At 73.8% G+C, this 17,849-nt stretch carries 15 protein-coding genes; 11 read left to right on the top strand and 4 right to left on the bottom strand.

The genetic code is table 11. From position 1 onward, the window contains the following. Positions 1-30: 30 nt before the first annotated feature. Complete coding sequence (gene hmgA, locus ABZ478_RS10845) at positions 31-1,368, bottom strand: homogentisate 1,2-dioxygenase (RefSeq protein WP_359547342.1); 1,338 nt, start codon at positions 1,366-1,368, stop codon at positions 31-33. A gap of 166 nt (positions 1,369-1,534) precedes the next feature. Between hmgA and ABZ478_RS10840 the strand changes: the two genes are divergently transcribed. The 10 genes from ABZ478_RS10840 to ABZ478_RS10795 all read left to right on the top strand — a co-directional run bounded on the left by ABZ478_RS10840 (position 1,535) and on the right by ABZ478_RS10795 (position 14,005). Next, positions 1,535-2,083 carry a hypothetical protein gene (locus ABZ478_RS10840; protein ID WP_359547340.1) on the top strand — a complete coding sequence of 183 codons (549 nt, stop codon included), beginning with the start codon at positions 1,535-1,537 and terminating at the stop codon, positions 2,081-2,083. Between the two features lie 233 nt (positions 2,084-2,316). Then, positions 2,317-2,934 (top strand): TetR/AcrR family transcriptional regulator, encoded by a 618-nt coding sequence (locus ABZ478_RS10835; protein WP_359547338.1) that lies wholly within the window; start codon positions 2,317-2,319, stop codon positions 2,932-2,934. 140 nt (positions 2,935-3,074) lie between these two features. Beyond that, on the top strand, positions 3,075-5,327 hold the full coding sequence (locus tag ABZ478_RS10830) for a molybdopterin oxidoreductase family protein (RefSeq protein WP_359547335.1): 2,253 nt from the start codon (positions 3,075-3,077) through the stop codon (positions 5,325-5,327). Between the two features lie 133 nt (positions 5,328-5,460). Next, positions 5,461-6,855 (top strand): citrate:proton symporter, encoded by a 1,395-nt coding sequence (locus ABZ478_RS10825; RefSeq protein ID WP_359547333.1) that lies wholly within the window; start codon positions 5,461-5,463, stop codon positions 6,853-6,855. Positions 6,856-6,986: 131 nt separating this feature from the next. Continuing rightward, a complete protein-coding gene (locus tag ABZ478_RS10820; RefSeq protein ID WP_359547331.1) occupies positions 6,987-8,231 on the top strand; it encodes an MFS transporter in 1,245 nt (414 codons plus the stop codon). A 99-nt stretch (positions 8,232-8,330) separates the two neighbouring features. Further along, positions 8,331-9,092, top strand: coding sequence for a hypothetical protein (locus ABZ478_RS10815; RefSeq protein WP_359547328.1), 762 nt, complete (start codon positions 8,331-8,333; stop codon positions 9,090-9,092). Next, on the top strand, positions 9,079-9,738 hold the full coding sequence (locus tag ABZ478_RS10810) for a class F sortase (protein ID WP_359547325.1): 660 nt from the start codon (positions 9,079-9,081) through the stop codon (positions 9,736-9,738). The genes ABZ478_RS10815 and ABZ478_RS10810 overlap by 14 nt, the downstream gene beginning before the upstream one ends. 278 nt (positions 9,739-10,016) lie before the next feature. Then, a complete protein-coding gene (locus ABZ478_RS10805) occupies positions 10,017-11,357 on the top strand; it encodes an ABC transporter ATP-binding protein (RefSeq protein ID WP_359547322.1) in 1,341 nt (446 codons plus the stop codon). A 162-nt stretch (positions 11,358-11,519) separates the two neighbouring features. Continuing rightward, entirely contained in the window at positions 11,520-12,908 is a 1,389-nt protein-coding gene (locus ABZ478_RS10800; protein WP_359547320.1) for an aldehyde dehydrogenase family protein, read from the top strand. A gap of 14 nt (positions 12,909-12,922) precedes the next feature. After that, positions 12,923-14,005: a Zn-dependent alcohol dehydrogenase gene (locus tag ABZ478_RS10795; RefSeq protein ID WP_359547318.1), complete on the top strand. Its 1,083-nt coding sequence runs from the start codon at positions 12,923-12,925 to the stop codon at positions 14,003-14,005. 30 nt (positions 14,006-14,035) lie between these two features. On the opposite strand, the gene ABZ478_RS10790 is transcribed toward ABZ478_RS10795, so the two are convergent. The 3 genes from ABZ478_RS10790 to ABZ478_RS10780 all read right to left on the bottom strand — a co-directional run bounded on the left by ABZ478_RS10790 (position 14,036) and on the right by ABZ478_RS10780 (position 16,595). After that, positions 14,036-14,971, bottom strand: a complete 936-nt coding sequence (locus ABZ478_RS10790) for a DMT family transporter (protein ID WP_359547316.1) — start codon at positions 14,969-14,971, stop codon at positions 14,036-14,038. 217 nt (positions 14,972-15,188) lie between these two features. Further along, positions 15,189-15,899: a winged helix-turn-helix domain-containing protein gene (locus ABZ478_RS10785; protein WP_359547315.1), complete on the bottom strand. Its 711-nt coding sequence runs from the start codon at positions 15,897-15,899 to the stop codon at positions 15,189-15,191. A gap of 54 nt (positions 15,900-15,953) precedes the next feature. Then, positions 15,954-16,595, bottom strand: a complete 642-nt coding sequence (locus tag ABZ478_RS10780; protein ID WP_359547313.1) for a TetR/AcrR family transcriptional regulator — start codon at positions 16,593-16,595, stop codon at positions 15,954-15,956. 89 nt (positions 16,596-16,684) lie between these two features. Between ABZ478_RS10780 and ABZ478_RS10775 the strand changes: the two genes are divergently transcribed. Continuing rightward, the gene (locus ABZ478_RS10775; protein ID WP_359547526.1) at positions 16,685-17,836 is read left to right on the top strand and encodes an acyl-CoA dehydrogenase family protein; all 1,152 of its coding nucleotides are present in this window, start codon (positions 16,685-16,687) and stop codon (positions 17,834-17,836) included. The last annotated feature ends 13 nt before the right edge of the window (positions 17,837-17,849 follow it).

Raw genomic sequence — 17,849 nt, 5'->3', positions numbered from 1 at the left:
TGTTCGGGATCGTTCGGTGCAACGGAGTGGTCACAGCGCGCGGAAGTGACGCTCGAGACCCCGCCAGACGTCGTCGTACCGCTGCTGGAGGTGGCCGGCCCCGGCCGCCTGCGGGGCGAGCGTCAGCGGCCAGCGGGTCTCGAACATGAACGCCAGCCCGTCGTCGACCCGCTGCGGCTTCAGCTCGGCCGCGCTCGCCCGGTCGAAGGTCTCCCGGTCCGGGCCGTGCGCCGACATCATGTTGTGCAGCGAGCCGCCGCCCGGCACGAACCCCTCGGCCTTGGCGTCGTAGGCGCCCTCGATGAGGCCCATGTACTCGCTCATCACGTTCCGGTGGAAGTACGGCGGCCGGAAGGTGTCCTCGCCCACCAGCCAGCGCGGGGCGAACACCACGAAGTCGACGCCGGCCAGGCCCGGGGTCTCCGACGGGGAGGTCAGCACCGTGAAGATGGACGGGTCGGGGTGGTCGTAGGAGATGGTGCCGATCACATTGAAACGGCGCAGGTCATAGACGTACGGCACATGGTTGCCGTGCCAGGCGACCACGTCGAGCGGGGAGTGGTCGTACGTGGCGGTCCAGAGGTTGCCGCAGAACTTGTTGACCACCTCCACCGGTCCCTCCACCTCCTCGTACGCGGCGACCGGTGCCCGGAAGTCCCGGGCGTTGGCCAGCCCGTTGGCGCCGATGGGCCCGAGGTCGGGGAGCTGGAACGGCGCCCCGTAGTTCTCGCAGACATAGCCTCGCGCGGTCGGGCTCTGCCCGCCGTCCGATGCCGTGTCGAGCAGCTCCACACGGAAGCGCACCCCGCGCGGGATCAGCGCCACATGTGCGGGCTCCACATGGAGCCGGCCGAACTCGGTGTGCAGCAGCAGGCCGCCGCGCTCCGGCACGATCAGCAGCTCCCCGTCGGCGTCGGAGAAGACCCGCTCCATCGAGGCGTTGGCGTGGTACAGGTGCACGGCCATGCCGGTGCGCTGGGTCGCGTCGCCGTTGCCGCCCAGTGTCCACAGGCCCGCCAGGAAGTCGGTGCCGGACGGCGGCTCGGGCAGCGGGTTCCAGCGCAGCCGGTTGGGGTCGGGCACGGTCTCGGTGAAGGGCGCCGTGCGGATCGCGCCGTTGCCGGTGCGCGTGAACGCGGGGTGCGCGGCCGACGGGCGGACCCGGTACAGCCAGGAGCGCCGGTTGTGCGCCCGCGGCTCGGTGAACGCCGTGCCGCTGAGCTGCTCGGCGTACAGGCCGAGCGGCGCCCGCTGCGGCGAGTTGCGGCCTTCGGGCAGGGCGCCCGGCACCGCCTCCGAGGCGTGCTCGTTGCCGAACCCGGTCAGGTACGACAGTCCCTCGGCGGTCTTCCGTGCGTCCCCGCTCATTGATCGCTCCCTTGCGCTCCTGATTCCTATGCATCACCGTAGGAATGGCGGGGGCCGGGCGCAAGAGGGTCCTGGGTTCTCGCGCCGGGTCCACCCGAAGGGGTAGACCCGGAACCAGACTTCAGGGGGATTCGGGGTGACGGCACGTTGTTCTAGCCTCCCGGGCATGGCATGGAGGTCATGGACGGGCAGGGCCCTCACCGCGCTCGCGGTCTCGGTTCTGCTGCCGCTGGGAGCGGGGGGCTGCGGGACCGGCGAGGCGCACGACCGCGCCGGTGCAGTCGCGCCGTCGCCGGTGGGCGACGTCCTGGACGGCACCGACGAGACGGGCCGGCATCTGCGCGAGGCCGGCGGCCGGGGCGCGCCGGAGGTCGCCGTCGAGGTGGCCCCGGACACCGCGGGCGGCTGGGACGTCCGGCTGACGCTGCGCCACTTCCGCTTCTCCGCGCCGGACGCCCGGCCGCGGGCGGTGCCCGGACGCGGGCTCGTCCGCCTCTTCGTCGACGGCCACCGGGTGGCCCGGCTGCGCACACGGGAGTACCACCTGGCCGGCCGGCACGTCCCGCACGGCACCCACCATGTCACCGCCCGCCTGTACGCCGACGACGGCACGGTGTGGGCCGTCCGCGGCGAGCCGGTGCAGGGCACCGCCGACATCACGGCGTCCGGAGCGGAGGCGCGGCCGGTCACGGACACCGGCACCGCCGGAACCTGAGCGCGCGGCCGGTCCCGCGCCCCGTGCGGTGAGCGGCGGGATCGCCCTCTCCGCCCTGCCGGCCGGTGCGGCGGCCCCCGGTCCGCCACCTTCGCGGGTGTGACCGCCGCTCCTGCCCCGCACCACTGCCGGATACGACGGCCGCCCCTGCCCCGCACCACCGATGAGTGCAACGGCCACCCTTTTCCGTACTGGGGGGGGCGAGGTTCACCCGACCCGGGCGGAGAGGCATCATGAAGTCCGTGCCCCACGCGACATCGCTCCGCCGCGCGCCCGTCCAGCGGCGCAGCGCCGAACGGCTGACCAGGATCCTCGACGCCTGCGCCGACCTCCTCGACGAGGCCGGCTACGAAGCCCTGAGCACCCGGGCGGTGGCCGCGCGCGCCGAGGTGCCCATCGGCTCGGTCTACCGCTTCTTCGGCAACAAGCGGCAGATGGCGGACGCCCTCGCCCAGCGCAACCTGGAGCGGTACACCGAGCGCGTCAGGGAGCGGCTGAAGGGTGAGCGGCGGGGGGACTGGCGGGCCGCCGTGGACGCCGTACTGGACGAGTACCTGGCCATGAAGCGCACCGCGCCGGGCTTCGCCCTCGTGGACTTCGGCAACCAGATCCCGGTCGGCGCCCGGCAGGCGGAGCCCAACACCCGGGTCGCCGACCGGCTCACCGACCTGCTCTCCGGCTACCTCGGCCGAAGCCCCGGCGAGGAGCTGCGCCGCGTGTTCCTGGTCGCCGTGGAGAGCGCCGACACGCTTGTTCAGCTCGCCTTCCGGGTCGATCCCGAGGGGGACGAGGCGATCATCCACGAGACCCGCGAACTGCTGCGGGCGTACCTGGGGCGCGTCCTCGACTGAAGGCGGCCCCGCGGCCGCGGCCGTCGCGGGGGCTCCCCTCCATGCCTACCGGTCGGTATGCTCACCCCCCGAGCCCGCCGGAGCCCACCCGGGCCCACCGGGGCGGGCCCGGCACCGCCGCCGATCCTCCGGGAGGACCCGTGCCCCGCACCGCCCTGCGAATCTGCCCCCTGTGCGAGGCCACCTGCGGGCTGACCCTCACCGTCGAGGGCACCCGCGTCACCGGCGCCCGAGGCGACCGCGAGGACGTCTTCAGCAAGGGCTTCATCTGCCCCAAGGGCGCCGCCTTCGGAGCCGTCGACGGTGACCCGGACCGGCTGCGCGTGCCGCTGGTCCGCGAGGACGGCGCGCTGCGCGAGGCCACCTGGGAGGAGGCCTTCGACGCGGTCGCGGCGGGGCTGCGCCCGGTCGTCGAGCGGTACGGGCCGCACGCCCTCGGCGTGGTCCTCGGCAACCCCAACGTGCACACCATGGCCGGTGCCCTCTACCCGCCGGTCCTGCTGGCCGCCCTGCGCACCCGCAGCCTGTTCACCGCCTCCACCGTCGACCAGATGCCCAAGCACGTCTCCAGCGGCCTGCTCTTCGGTGACGCGAACGCCATCCCCGTCCCGGACCTCGACCGCACCGACCACCTGCTGCTGATCGGCGCCAACCCGCTGGAGTCCAACGGAAGTCTGTGCACCGCCCCGGACTTCCCCGGCAGGCTCAAGGCCCTCAGGGCCCGCGGCGGCCGGCTCACCGTGGTGGACCCCCGCCGCACCCGCACCGCGAAACTCGCCGACCGGCACCTCGCGATCCGCCCCGGCACCGACGCCCTGCTGCTCGCCGCGCTGGCCACGGTGCTGTTCGAGGAGGGGCTGACCGACCTCGGCGCGCTCGCCCCGCACGTCCAGGGCGTCGACGAACTCCGCGCGGCCATCGCGGACTTCACCCCCGAGGCGGTGGCCGCGGCCTGCGACCTCGACGCGGACCTCATCCGCACCCTCGCCCGTGAACTCGCCGCCGCCCCCACCGCCGCCGTCTACGCCCGCATCGGAAGCTGCACCGTCCCGCACGGCACCCTCGCCAGCTGGCTGGTCGACGTCCTCAACGTCCTCACCGGCAACCTGGACCGGCCGGGCGGCGCCCTCTTCCCGCAGGCCGCCACCGACCGCACCCCCCGCCCGGCCGGCCCCGGTCACGGCTTCACCCTCGGCCGCTGGCGCTCCCGGGTACGGCAGCTGCCGGAGGCGAAGGGCGAGTTGCCGCTCTCCGCGCTCGCCGAGGAGATCGACACCGTGACCGACGAGGGCGAGCCGGTCCGCGCGCTCGTCGTGGTCGCGGCCAACCCGGTGCTGTCCGCGCCCGACGGCGACCGCCTCGACAAGGCCCTGCACTCGCTGGACTTCATGGTCAGCGTCGACCCCTACCTCAACGAGACCTCCCGCCACGCCGACGTCGTACTGCCCCCGCCGCCGCCCTCGCAGAGCCCGCACCACGACTTCGCCTTCAACACCCTCGCCGTGCGCAACCAGGTCCGCTACAGCCGTCCCGCCGTCCCCCTCGAACCCGGCCGCATGGCCGAGACCGAGATCCTCGCCCGGCTGGTCCTGGCCGCGACGGGCATGCACGGCGCCGACCCGGCCGCCGTGGACGCGATGGTCGTGGACCAGACCCTCGGCAAGGCCGTCCAGGAACCCCACTCCCCGGTGCACGGCCGCGATCCGCGGGAACTGGCCGCACAGCTCACCGGGGAGAGCGGCCCCGAGCGTCGGCTCGACCTGATGCTGCGCCTCGGCCCCTACGGCGACGGCTTCGGCGCCCGGCCCGACGGGCTGACGCTGCGCAAACTGCTCGACCACCCGCACGGCATCGACCTCGGCCCGCTGCGCCCGCGCCTGCCGCAGCCCCTGAAGACCGTGAGCGGCAAGGTGGAACTGCTGCCCGCGCCGATCGCCGGCGACCTGCCCCGGCTGCGCGAGGCCCTGCGCGAACGCCCCGCCGCACTGGTTCTCGTCGGCCGCCGCCATCTGCGCTCCAACAACAGCTGGATGCACAACGTGCCCGCCCTCACCGGCGGCAGCAACCGCTGCACCCTGCAGCTCAACCCGCGCGACGCCGCACGCCTCGGCATAGCGGACGGAGAACCGGTACGGGTCAAGGGCGCCGGGGGAGAGGTGACCGCGCCCGCCGAGGTCACCGACGCGGTCCGGCCGGGCGTGGTGAGCCTGCCGCACGGCTGGGGCCACGACCGCCCCGGCGTCCGGCTGAGCCACGCCGGCACCGACCCCGGCGTCAACGTCAACCAGCTCCTCGACGGCAGCCTCCTCGACCCGCTCTCCGGCAACGCGGTCCTCAACGGCGTGCCCGTCGAGGTGGCGGCCGTGGCCGAACAGCTCACCACGCTGACCTGAGCAAAGCTGTGACCTGGACTTTCGCGCTTATTGCTCGCGTGTCAACCACTTGTTAACGCCGTTTGACGGGACCTAACGTCGTCGCACCGCCGGCCCCAGGTGGGATGTTCAAGGGCGAACGTTAGGTATCCACATGCTGACCATCCTCGGCTTCGCCATGATCGCGACCTTCCTGGTCCTGATCATGCTGAAGAAGATGTCGCCGATCGCGGCGCTCGTGCTCATACCGGCACTCTTCTGTGTCTTCGTGGGCAAGGGCGCCCACCTCGGCGACTACGTCATCGACGGCGTCACCGGCCTCGCCCCCACCGCGGCGATGCTCATGTTCGCGATCGTCTACTTCGGTGTGATGATCGACGTCGGCCTCTTCGACCCGGTCGTCCGGGGCATCCTGAGGTTCTGCAGGGCCGACCCGCTGCGCATCGTCGTCGGCACGGCCGTCCTGGCCGCGATCGTCTCCCTCGACGGCGACGGCTCCACCACCTTCATGATCACCGTCTCGGCGATGTACCCGCTGTACAAGCGGCTGAAGATGAGCCTGGTCGTGATGACCGGCGTGGCGGCCATGGCCAACGGCGTGATGAACACCCTCCCGTGGGGCGGCCCGACCGCGCGCGCCGCGACGGCGCTGAAGCTGGACGCGAGCGACATCTTCGTCCCGATGATCCCGGCCCTGGCCACGGGCCTGCTGTTCGTCCTCGTCCTCGCCTACGCCCTCGGCCGGCGCGAGCGCAAGCGGCTCGGAGTGCTCACCCTGGACGAGGCCCTGGTGGAGGCGCCCGAGACGGAGACCGTGCTGGTCGGCGCCGGCTCCGGGAAGACCCCGGCGCGCACCGCGGGCGCCGGCTCCGGCGGCGGCCTGCCCGAGGCGCCCGAGGACGAGGGCTTCCAGGGCCTCGACCCCGAACGCGCCACCCTGCGGCCCAAGCTGTACTGGTTCAACGCGCTGCTCACGGTCGCCCTGCTCACCGCCATGATCATGGAGTGGCTGCCGATCCCGGTGCTGTTCCTGCTCGGCGCCGCCCTCGCGCTGACCGTCAACTTCCCGCACATGCCGGACCAGAAGGCCCGGATCGCCGCGCACGCCGAGAACGTCCTGAACGTCTCCGGCATGGTCTTCGCCGCCGCCGTGTTCACCGGCGTGCTCCAGGGCACCGGCATGGTGGACCACATGGCCGAGTGGCTGGTGCGCAACATCCCCGACGGGATGGGCCCGCACATGGCCCTCGTCACCGGCGTGCTGAGCATTCCGCTCACGTACTTCATGTCCAACGACGGCTTCTACTTCGGCATCCTGCCGGTGCTCGCCGAGGCGGGCCAGGCGCACGGCGTCTCCGCCGTGGAGATCGCCCGCGCCTCGATCGTCGGCCAGCCGCTGCACATGTCCAGCCCGCTCGTCCCGGCCGTGTACGTCCTCGTGGGCATGGCCAAGGTCGAGTTCGGCGACCACACCCGGTTCGTCGTGAAGTGGGCCGTGCTCACCTCCCTGGTGGTGCTCGGCGCGGGCGTCGTCTTCGGCATCCTCTGAGCCTCCGGAAGGCCCCCCAAGGCCCCCCACAGGCCCCCTTCGGAAAGGCTCCCGGAAAGCCCCTTCGGAAAGTCCCCGAACAGTCACCCGGGAAATCACCCGGGAAGCATCTCCCGGAAGGAGAACGTCCCATGGCGCCCGGTGGGAACCGCGGCTGGCTGCTCCGCCTCGTCGTCGCCTTCGGTCTCGCGCAGGGGGCGGTGTCGATGGCCCGGCCCGCCGTCTCCTACCGGGCGCTCGCGCTGGGCGCCGACGAACGGGCGGTCGGTGTCATCGCCGGGGTGTACGCCCTGCTCCCGCTGTTCGCGGCGGTGCCGCTCGGCCGCCGTACCGACCACGGCCGCTGCGCTCCGCTGCTCCCGGTGGGCGTCGTCCTCATCTCCGGGGGCTGCGTACTGAGCGGACTTGCCGGCTCCCTGTGGGCGACGGCCCTGTGGAGCGGGGTGATGGGGCTCGGGCACCTCAGCTTCGTGATCGGCGCCCAGTCGCTGGTGGCCCGGCAGTCCGCGCCGCACGAACAGGACCGCAACTTCGGGCACTTCACCATCGGCGCCTCCCTCGGCCAGCTCGTCGGGCCGATCGCCGCGGGCGCCCTCATCGGCGGCCCCGACATGGCCGGCAGCAGCGCGCTCGCCCTCGTCGTGGCGGGCGCGGGCGGGGCGCTCGCGCTCACCTCGCTGTGGCGCATCGAGGACCGTACGGCCGTCAACTCCCTGTCTGCGCAGGGCGGCAGAGTGCCGGTCGGCGGGATCCTGCGCGCCCGGGGCGTGCCCGCCGGGATGCTCATCAGCCTCTCCGTGCTCTCCGCCACCGACATCCTCACCGCCTATCTCCCGGTGGTCGGCGAGCACCGGGGCATCGCCCCCGCGGTGATCGGTGTCCTGCTCAGTCTGCGCGCCGGGGCCACCATCGCCTGCCGGCTGGTCCTCACCCCGCTGCTGCGGCTGCTGGGCCGCCCCGCGCTGCTCACCGTGACCTGCTTCCTGGCGGCCGTGCTCTGCGCGGGGGTGGCCGTGCCGGTGCCGGTGTGGGCGCTCGGCGCGATGCTCACCGTCCTCGGTTTCTGCCTCGGCGTCGGACAGCCGCTGTCCATGACGACGGTCGTGCAGGCCGCCCCGGCCGGCGCCCGCTCCACCGCGCTCGCCCTGCGCCTGACCGGCAACCGGCTCGGCCAGGTCGCCGCACCGGCCGCGGCGGGCCTGGTAGCGGGCGTGGCCGGAGTGGCCGCGCCGTTCGTGATGCTGGGGGCGCTGCTGCTGCTGTCCTCGGCGGTGGCGGTGCGGTCGCCGGCGGGCGGAAAGCGGTGCCCGGAGGCCGGTCCGGCCTCGGAGGCGGGCCGGAAGGGACCGGCGTTGCGCCGCACGAGCGATATCTGACGGCGCGTCCGGCGTTGGTGCCGCGGGCCGTGGAGCGCATGCGTGAGAGTCCAGAGGAGAGCGATTTGTATGAAAATCGTCTAACTCGGAGGAGCTTGCATGCCCACCCTGACACTTCCACGGACCTTCTCCCGCGCGGGTGCCACCGTCGTCCTCACCGCCATCGCCGCGGCGGGCGCGTCATGGGTGGCGGCGCCGGCGGCGACGGCGGTAGGGGAGAACGGCGACATCAGGATCCACAACGCGCGTTCCACCAACCCGCCGTCGTTCATCGGCTCGGCGAAGGACGACCCGGTGGTCTGCAAGTTCTTCCTCGAGGCCGTCAACTTCGACTCGCTGCCCGGCATCACCTACACCATCACGCCCCAGCCGCCGCTGCCCACCGCCGCCACCGTGACGGGCAGCATCCAGCTCGCCGGCGGCGCGGGCCACACCGACCCGCTGGGACTCGCGGACGGGCAGTACAAGATCAGCTGGACCGTGGGGACGCCCCCGGCCCTGAAGGAGAAGGTCTTCCGCGTCAACTGCCGTGACGGCAGGGCGGAGGGGCAGAACGGTCCGGGCGGCCAGATCGAGGACCACCAGCAGGACAACGGCCGGCAGGACAACGGCCGGCAGGACAATGGCCGGCAGGACAGCGGCCGGCAGGACAGCGACCAGCAGAGCGACTCGGCCTGGGGCTCGGGCGGCGGCGACCACAACGACGGCCCCAAGGGCGGTGTGCACGCGGGCGGCGGCGGCCTCGTCGACACGACGGGCGCGTTCTCGCCGGTGGCGGCCGCCGCGGCCGTCGGACTGGTCGCGGTCAGCGGCGCGGTGTACATCCGGCTGATCCGCCGGCGGCCCCATGGTGCCGCGTAGGCGCCGACCCAGGCCGTGGTACCGGACCCGCGCCTACCGCCTCGCCAGGACGGCCCTGCTCGCGGGCGTCCTGGTGACGGTGGGGGTCCGGTGCGGCGGACCGGACGGGCCGGACCGGGCGGGTGACCGGGCCGGTGACGGACGGCAGGGGGAGTCCGCGGACCAGGCGCCCCCGCCCCGCCCCCTGTCCACCCGGTCCCGGCCGACGGACTTCCGGATCCCGTCCCTCGGCATCGACGCCCCGGTCATGGGCCTGGGACTCGACCGCGAACAGCAGTTGTCGACCCCGCCGCTGGACCGGCCGAAGGAGGTCGGCTGGTACCAGGGCGGTCCGACGCCGGGGGAGACCGGCACCGCGGTCGCCGTCGGCCACCGCGACACCCGCACCGGCGCCGCCGTCTTCGCGGCCCTGGCCCAGGTCGAGCCCGGCAAGCCGATCGAGGTAAGGCGCGCGGACGGCCGTACCGCCGTCTACAGCGTGGACCGGGTGAAGGTGTACGACAAGGCCGGCTTCCCCGACAAGGAGGTCTACGGCCCCTCCCGGCGCCCGGAGCTGCGCGTGCTCACCTGCGGCGGCCTGTACAGCCGGCGCACCGGCTACACGAGCAACGTGGTGGTCTTCGCCCACCTCACCGCGACCGGCTGACCGCCCGGTACCGCCCCCCGCGGACCGCACCGGGAGGCCCGGAGCCCGAACCCGCCCTTCCGTTTCGGCCCTCGCCTGGGGCGCGGTTCCGGACATCGTCACCACCCTTCCCCGGCCGGGCACATTCCGTTAACTTCCGTGACTCGTGGGGCCTGTCGTCCCCTTCACGCCGGCCGCGCGGCGGGAAACCGACGGCATGTCCCTGGGCCCCGTACGTCCGCACGGGGCCCCGGACCACGGAGCAGCGGCGCTCCGCACAGCCCCCGGGGGCAGCACCCATGACACGCGCCATCTCTCTGCACGACGTGAGCAAGTCCTACTCCCGGGGCCCCCGCGTGGTCGACCGGGTCTCACTGGACATCGCACCCGGTGAGTTCCTGGTCCTGCTCGGCCCCTCCGGCTGCGGCAAGTCCACCGTGCTGCGCATGATCGCCGGACTCGAGGAGATCGACGACGGCGAACTGTTCCTCGACGGCGAGCACGCCAACGACTGGCTGCCCGCCGAGCGGGACATCGCCATGGTCTTCCAGAACTTCGCCCTCTACCCGAGCATGACCAGCCGCGACAACATCGGCTTTCCGCTGCGCATCGAGGCACCCGCCGCCGACCCCGCCCCGCGCGTGGACGCGACCGCCCGCATGCTCGGCATCGAGGACCTGCTCGACCGGTTCCCCGGCCAGCTCTCCGGCGGCGAACGCCAGCGGGTCGCCATGGGCCGGGCCATCGCGCGGCACCCCTCCGCGTTCCTGATGGACGAGCCGCTGTCCAATCTCGACGCCAAGCTCCGCAACCACCTGCGGGCCGAGATAGCCCAGCTCACCCGCGAGCTCGGCGTCACCACGGTGTACGTCACGCACGACCAGTCCGAGGCCATGTCCCTCGGCGACCGGGTCGCCGTGCTGCGCGGCGGGGTGCTCCAGCAGGTCGGCACCCCGCGCGAGGTCTACGCGCTGCCCCGCAACGTCTTCGTCGCCGCCTTCATCGGCACCCCGCGCATCAACCTGCTGCGCGGCCTGGTCCGCGCCCCGCTCGACGGCGCCATGACCATCAGCCTCGGCAAGCAGTACCTGCGTCTGCCCGAACCCCTGTCCCTCGACCACCAGTTGCTCCGCGTCCAGCAGGGCCGCGAGATCATCGTCGGGCTGCGCTCGGAGGCGGTGCGCATCGCCAAGCACAGCGCCGCCCGGCCCGGTGAGGTGCCGCTGACCGGGCTGGTGGAGCACGTGGAGTTCCAGGGACACGAGACCCTCGTGCACTTCGACACCGGCTCGCGCCCCGCCGTGGTACCCGAGCTCGAGGCCCCGCGCCCGGCCGCCCGGGCCGCCCGCCGGCGCCGCCGGGAAGGGGCGGGCGTGCTGGACCGGCTGCGGGAGCGGGCCGGTTCGCTGCGGGCCGGCCCCGTGGTGGTGCTGGAACAGCCGCAGGAGACCGTTCCCGAGCCCGCGCCGCCGGAGGGCCGGCTCCCCGGCGACCTGGTGGTCCGCACCACCCCCGACATCCGGCTGCGCCACGGCATGCAGGTGCCCCTGCTCGTCGACCTCGCCCACCTCTTCGTCTTCGACCAGCACGGCGACCGCATCTGCCCGTCCCCGGCCCGGCTGCCCGACCTGGACGAGTGAGCCGGCGCCGATCCGCCGACGGTGTCCCGGTGCGTCCGGGCGATGATGTCCCGGTACGTCCGGGTGCCGGGGAGCCGCCGGCACCCGGGCACGTCTGGCGCGTGAAAACTATCGCCGCTAGTTTGAGTGCCGGACGACGGAGCCCCGCCGGGAGGAAGCAGCATGAAGGCACATGACGGCCTGTACATCGACGGTGCCTGGCGCCCCGCCGCCGGCCGGGACGTGATCGAGGTCGTGAACCCGGCCGACGAACAGGTCGTCGGCCGGGTCCCGGCCGGTGACGCGCTGGACGTCGACACCGCCGTACGCGCCGCCCGCGCGGCCCTCCCGGCCTGGGCGGCCACACCCCCGGCCGAACGCGCCGCACGGCTGACCGCCCTCCGCGACGTCCTGGTGGCCCGCAAGGACGAGATCGCCGAGACGGTCACCGCCGAGCTGGGCTCGCCCCTTCAGTTCTCGCAGGCCGTGCACGCCGGCGTGCCGATCGCGGTCGCGGGCTCCTACGCAGAGCTGGCCGCCACCCACTCCTTCGAGGAGAAGGTCGGCAACTCCACCGTGCTGCACGAGCCCATCGGCGTGGTCGGTGCGATCACCCCCTGGAACTACCCGCTGCACCAGATCGTCGCCAAGGCCGCCCCCGCGCTCGCCGCCGGCTGCACCGTCGTCCTCAAGCCCGCCGAGGACACCCCGCTCACCGCCCAGCTGTTCGCCGAGGCCGTCCACGAGGCCGGCGTCCCGGCCGGTGTGTTCAACCTCGTCACCGGCCTCGGCCCGGTCGCCGGGCAGGCCCTCGCCGAGCACCCGGACGTCGACCTGGTCTCCTTCACCGGCTCCACCGCCGTCGGCCGGCGGATCGGCGCGGCGGCCGGCGCCGCCGTGAAGAAGGTGGCGCTGGAACTGGGCGGCAAGTCCGCCAACGTCATCCTGCCGAGCGCCGACCTCGCCAAGGCGGTGGGCGTGGGCGTCGCCAACGTGATGTCCAACTCCGGCCAGACGTGCAGCGCCTGGACCCGGATGCTGGTCCACCGGGACCGCTACGACGAGGCCGTCGAACTGGCCGCGGCCGCCGCCGCCAAGTACGGCGACCGCATCGGCCCGGTCGTCAACGCCAGGCAGCGGGACCGGGTGCTCGGCTACATCGAGAAGGGCGTCGCCGAGGGCGCCCGCCTGGTCGCGGGCGGCCCCGGATCACCGCGCGAGCAGGGGTACTTCGTCAGCCCGACGGTCCTCGCCGACGTCACCCCGGAGATGACCGTCGCCCAGGAGGAGATCTTCGGCCCGGTCCTGTGCGTCCTGCGCTACGAGGACGAGGAGGACGCCCTGCGCATCGCCAACGGCACGGTGTACGGGCTCGCGGGCGCCGTCTGGGCCGGGGACGAGTCGGAGGCGGTCGCCTTCGCCCGCCGCATGGACACCGGCCAGGTCGACATCAACGGCGGCCGGTTCAACCCCCTCGCCCCGTTCGGCGGCTACAAGCAGTCCGGGGTCGGCCGGGAGCTCGGCAGCCACGGACTGGCCGAGTACCTCCAGACCAAGTCCCTGCAGTTCTGAGGAGTCAGCGAGCCATGGCCGTACGAGCCGCCGTCCTGCCCGCCATCGGCGCACCCCTGGAGATCACCGGCATCGAGCTGCCCGACCCGGGCCCCGGGCAGGTCCGCGTCCGCCTCGCCGCCGCCGGCGTCTGCCACTCCGACCTGTCCCTGTCCAACGGCACCATGCGGGTGCCGGTCCCGGCGGTCCTCGGCCACGAAGGCGCCGGCACGGTGGTGTCCGTGGGGGAGGGCGTCACCCATGTCGCGCCCGGTACCCCCGTCGTCCTCAACTGGGCGCCGTCCTGCGGCACCTGCCACGCCTGCGCGCTCGGCGAGGTCTGGCTGTGCGCCAACGCCCTGGCCGGCGCGGCGGGCGTGCACGCGCGCACGAGCGACGGCACCGAACTCCACCCCGGCCTGAACGTCGCCGCGTTCGCCGAGGAGACGGTGGTCGCCGCGTCCTGCGTGCTGCCGCTGCCCGACGGCGTCCCGCTCACCGACGCCGCCCTGCTCGGCTGCGCCGTCCTCACCGGCTACGGCGCCGTCCACCACTCGGCACGGGTCCGGCAGGGCGAGACGGTCGCGGTGTTCGGCGCCGGCGGCGTGGGCCTCGCCACGCTCCAGGCCGCCCGTATCGCCGGCGCCTCCCGGATCATCGCCGTCGACGTCTCGCCGGAGAAGGAGGAACTGGCCCGCGCGGCCGGCGCCACCGACTACGTCATCGCCTCCGACACCACCGCGCGCGAGATCCGCGCTCTCACCGGCAAGCAGGGCGTCGACGTCGCCGTGGAGTGCGTGGGCCGCGCGGTCAGCATCCGCGCCGCCTGGGACTCCACCCGCCGGGGCGGCCGGACGACCGTCGTCGGCATCGGCGGCAAGGACCAGGAGGTCACCTTCAACGCCCTGGAGATCTTCCACTGGGGCCGCACCCTGTCCGGCTGCGTCTACGGCAACACCGACCCGGCCCGCGACGTACCGGTCCTCGCCGAGCACGTACGGGAGGGCCGGCTGGACCTCTCGGCGCTGGTCACCGAGCGGATCGCGCTGGAGGGCATCCCGGCGGCCTTCGAGAACATGCTCGCGGGCAAGGGCGGCCGCGCGCTGGTGGTGTTCTGAGGGCCCGGCGATGGCCCGGCGCCCGCCGGCTCAGCGGACCTTCTCGGGTCGCGGCTCCCCGGCCGCGGCCCGGCGCGAGCGTCCGGCCGCCCGGGACCGCGACACCGCCACACCCGCCAGGCACAGCACCCCGCCCACCAGGGTGAGCGCCCCCGGCACCTCGCCGAGCGCCAGCCACGACATCAGCACGACCAGCGCCGGCACGGCGTACGTGGTCGCGCCCATCCGGCTGGCGGTCGTGCGGGCGAGGGCGTAGGCCCAGGTGGTGAAGGCCAGCGCGGTCGGGAAGACGCCCAGGTAGACCATGTCGAGGGTCGCCGACACGGGTGCGTGGGCCGCCTCGGTCACCAGGCGGCCGGCGAACGGCAGGCAGACCACCGCGCCGACGAGACACCCGAACGTCGTCACCTGCAGCGCGCTCGCCTGCCCGAGGGCGGGCTTCTGCGACACGACCCCGGCGGCGTACGCCACCGCCGCGAGCAGGCACGCCACCACCCCGAGCAGCGAGGCCGCCCCGCCGCCCCCCGACATCGAGAGCCCCACGGTCACGGCACCGGCGAAGGACACGGCCATGCCCGCCAGCAGCCTCGGCGGCATCGGGTCACCGAGCAGCCGGGCCCCGAGCAGGGCGATCAGCAGCGGGCCGACGTTCACGACCAGGGCGGCGGTGCCGGCGTCCACCCGCTGCTCGCCCCAGTTCAGGGCGACCATGTAGAAGCCGAACCAGAGCACCCCGGACAGGGCTATGCCGCGCCAGGCCGACCTGGGCGGCAGCCCCTCGCGCCGTACGACGCACAGGACGCCCAGGGTCAGCGCCCCGGACAGCAGCCGCCCGAGCGCCAGCGCCCCCGGCGAGTAGGCGTCCCCCGCGCTGCGGATCGCCACGAAGGCGGAGGCCCAGAGCACGACGGTGAGGGAAGCGGCGGCGGCGGGCAGCCAGGGGTGACGCGGGGCGTTGCTCATCATGCTCCTGAGGCTAGGCGGAACGGCGTGACGCCGGCTGGCGGAAAAACGACGGCGCCTTGGGGGCAGGGGGAGATCGTCAGGCGCCTCCAGGGGTGCGGGGCCCCATCGACGTGCGGCTCCCGCCGCGTGGGCGCGACCGGCCGCAGCGGACCCGCGACCGGCCACAGCGGACCCGCAGCCCGCGGCAAAGCGCAACCCCCCGCCCCCCTGGCGCCGCTCAGCACAACGCATCCCGCCCGATACCCAGCAACTCGTGCAGAGCCTGCGCCCCCGCCGGAGTCACCCGCACCGCCCGCTCGGACCCGATCCGCACGCACCAGCCCGCGTCCAGCGCGTGGCGGCACAGCGCGGCGCCCGCCGAGCCCGCGAGGTGGGGCCGCCGCTCGGTCCAGTCCAGGCACGCACGGGCCAGGGGCCGCCTGGCGGACCGGTCGAGGGCGATCCCCGCCGTGCCGTACCACCGCAGTCCGGCGTCCGTCAGCGCGAACCCGGTGTCCTGGCGCAGCAGCCCCCGCTCGGTGAGCGCGTCCGTGATGGTGATGCCCAGCCGTCCGGCGAGATGGTCGTAGCAGGTGCGGCCCCGGGCCATCGCCGAGCCCGCGCTCGACTCCCGCAGCGTGCGCGGGCGCGCGGTCCCGGCGGGCGCCACCCGGGCGGCCAGGTCCTCGACGAGCTGGGCCACCCGCGCGCCGGCCAGCCGCACGTACCGGTGCCGCCCCTGCCGCTCCTGCGCGAGCAGCCCGCCGGCGACCAGCTTGCCCAGGTGCTCGCTGAGCGTGGACGGGGCCACCCCGGCGTGCCGGGCCAGTTCCCCGGCGGTCCAGGCCCGCCCGTCCAGCAGCGCCAGCAGACAGGCGGCCCGCGTCTCGTCGGCGACCAGCGAGGCGAGCGCGGCGAGCCCGGCGGCCCGGGTGTCCTTGGTGGTCATGCACCCAGCATGCGGCACCGACGCTTCGGCACCGGCCGAAGTGTCCAGGTGCCCTCACACGCTCTGCCGGGTCCGCTCGTACTGCTGCGCCAGCCCGTCCAGCAGCGCGGTCAGCCCGGTCTCGAAGGCCCGCTCGTCGATCTTCTCCTGCTGCTCGGCGAGCAGATGGGCCTGCCCGAGGTGCGGGTAGTCGGCGGGGTCGTACGCACTCGCGTCGTCCACGAAACCGCCCGCGAAGGAGCCGAGCGCGGAGCCCATGATGAAGTACCGCATCAGCGCGCCGATGGACGTGGCCTGCGCCGGCGGCCAGCCCGCGCGGACCATCGCGCCGTACACGGCGTCCGCGAGCCGCAGGGCGGCGGGGCGGCGGCCGGGTCCGCGGGCGAGCACCGGGACGATGTTGGGGTGGTCGCGCAGCGCGGTCCGGTAGGAGACGGCCCAGTCGTGCAGCGCGGTCCGCCAGTCCCGGCCGTCCTCGAACATCGACAGGTCGACCTGTCCGCTCACCGAGTCCGCGACCGCCTCGAGGATCTCGTCCTTGGTGCGGAAGTGGTTGTAGAGCGACGGCCCGCTCACCCCCAGCTGGGCGGCGAGCCGCCGGGTGGAGACGGCCGCCAGGCCCTCCGCGTCCACGAGTTCCCGGGCCGTCTCGACGATCCGGTCGGTGCTGAGGAGGGGCTTGCGCGGTCGGGCCATGGCGCACATAGTAGGGCTGCTACCAGAAACTAGCAGTGCTAATTTAAATGTACGTCTTTCAAGATCCGCATCCGTGGGGTGATCGCGTGGTGAACCTGGAGCTGAGCGAGGAGCAGGCCGCCGTACGGCAGCTCGCCCGGGACTTCGTGGAGCGCGAGATCGCCCCGCACGTGGTCGCCTGGGACCGGGCCGAGGAGGTCGACCGGGGCATCGTGAGGAAGCTCGGCGAGGTCGGCTTCCTGGGCCTGACCGTCGACGAGGAGTACGGCGGCTCCGGCGGCGACCACCTCGCCTACTGCCTGGTCACCGAGGAGCTGGGGCGCGGCGACTCCTCGGTGCGCGGGATCGTTTCGGTGTCCCTGGGGCTGGTCGCCAAGTCGATCGCCGCCTGGGGGAGCGAGGAACAGAAGCGGCGCTGGCTGCCGGGGCTGACCGCGGGCGAGTACGTCGGCTGCTTCGGCCTCACCGAACCCGGCACCGGCTCCGACGCGGGAAACCTCTCCACCCGGGCGGTGCGCGACGGCGACGACTTCGTCCTGAGCGGCACCAAGATGTTCATCACCAACGGCACCTGGGCCGACGTCGTGCTCCTCTTCGCCCGGTCCACCGACGCCCCCGGCCACAAGGGCGTCTCCGCCTTCCTGGTGCCCGCGGACACCCCCGGCCTGACCCGCCGCACCATCCACGGCAAGCTCGGCCTGCGCGGCCAGGCCACCGCCGAGCTGGTCCTGGACGAGGTGCGGGTGCCCGCCTCGGCGCTGGTCGGCGAGGAGGGCAAGGGCTTCTCCGTGGCCATGTCCGCGCTGGCCAAGGGGCGGATGTCGGTCGCCGCCGGATGCGTCGGCATAGCCCAGGCCGCGCTGGACGCGGCCGTGCGGTACGCCGGCGAGCGCGAGCAGTTCGGCAAGCCCATCGCCCGGCACCAGCTCGTGCAGGAACTGATCAGCGACATCGCCGTCGACGTGGACGCCGCCCGGCTGCTCACCTGGCGGGTCGCCGATCTGATCGACCGCGGCAGGCCGTTCGCCGTCGAGTCCTCCAAGGCCAAGCTGTTCGCCTCCGAGGCCGCCGTGCGGGCCGCCAACAACGCCCTCCAGGTCTTCGGCGGCTACGGCTACATCGACGAGTACCCGGCCGGCAAACTGCTGCGCGACGCCCGCGTGATGACCCTCTACGAGGGCACCAGCCAGATCCAGAAGCTGCTCATCGGGCGGGAGCTCACCGGGGTCTCCGCCTTCTGAGTCGTTCGTCCCG

The organism is Streptomyces sp. NPDC005706 (genome assembly GCF_040631045.1).
GTDB lineage: Bacteria > Actinomycetota > Actinomycetes > Streptomycetales > Streptomycetaceae > Streptomyces.
Note: the sequence above shows the minus strand (reverse complement) of the source record. Positions and strands in the feature narration are given on the sequence as shown.

Coding starts and splice junctions, on each gene's coding strand:
- ABZ478_RS10800 (WP_359547320.1), top strand. CDS start 11,520: ATGAAGGCACATGACGGCCTGTACATCGACGGTGCCTGGCGCCCCGCC.
- ABZ478_RS10790 (WP_359547316.1), bottom strand. CDS start 14,971: ATGATGAGCAACGCCCCGCGTCACCCCTGGCTGCCCGCCGCCGCCGCT.
- ABZ478_RS10820 (WP_359547331.1), top strand. CDS start 6,987: ATGGCGCCCGGTGGGAACCGCGGCTGGCTGCTCCGCCTCGTCGTCGCC.
- ABZ478_RS10840 (WP_359547340.1), top strand. CDS start 1,535: ATGGCATGGAGGTCATGGACGGGCAGGGCCCTCACCGCGCTCGCGGTC.
- ABZ478_RS10785 (WP_359547315.1), bottom strand. CDS start 15,899: ATGACCACCAAGGACACCCGGGCCGCCGGGCTCGCCGCGCTCGCCTCG.
- ABZ478_RS10810 (WP_359547325.1), top strand. CDS start 9,079: ATGGTGCCGCGTAGGCGCCGACCCAGGCCGTGGTACCGGACCCGCGCC.
- ABZ478_RS10825 (WP_359547333.1), top strand. CDS start 5,461: ATGCTGACCATCCTCGGCTTCGCCATGATCGCGACCTTCCTGGTCCTG.
- hmgA (WP_359547342.1), bottom strand. CDS start 1,368: ATGAGCGGGGACGCACGGAAGACCGCCGAGGGACTGTCGTACCTGACC.
- ABZ478_RS10805 (WP_359547322.1), top strand. CDS start 10,017: ATGACACGCGCCATCTCTCTGCACGACGTGAGCAAGTCCTACTCCCGG.
- ABZ478_RS10780 (WP_359547313.1), bottom strand. CDS start 16,595: ATGGCCCGACCGCGCAAGCCCCTCCTCAGCACCGACCGGATCGTCGAG.
- ABZ478_RS10795 (WP_359547318.1), top strand. CDS start 12,923: ATGGCCGTACGAGCCGCCGTCCTGCCCGCCATCGGCGCACCCCTGGAG.
- ABZ478_RS10835 (WP_359547338.1), top strand. CDS start 2,317: ATGAAGTCCGTGCCCCACGCGACATCGCTCCGCCGCGCGCCCGTCCAG.
- ABZ478_RS10815 (WP_359547328.1), top strand. CDS start 8,331: ATGCCCACCCTGACACTTCCACGGACCTTCTCCCGCGCGGGTGCCACC.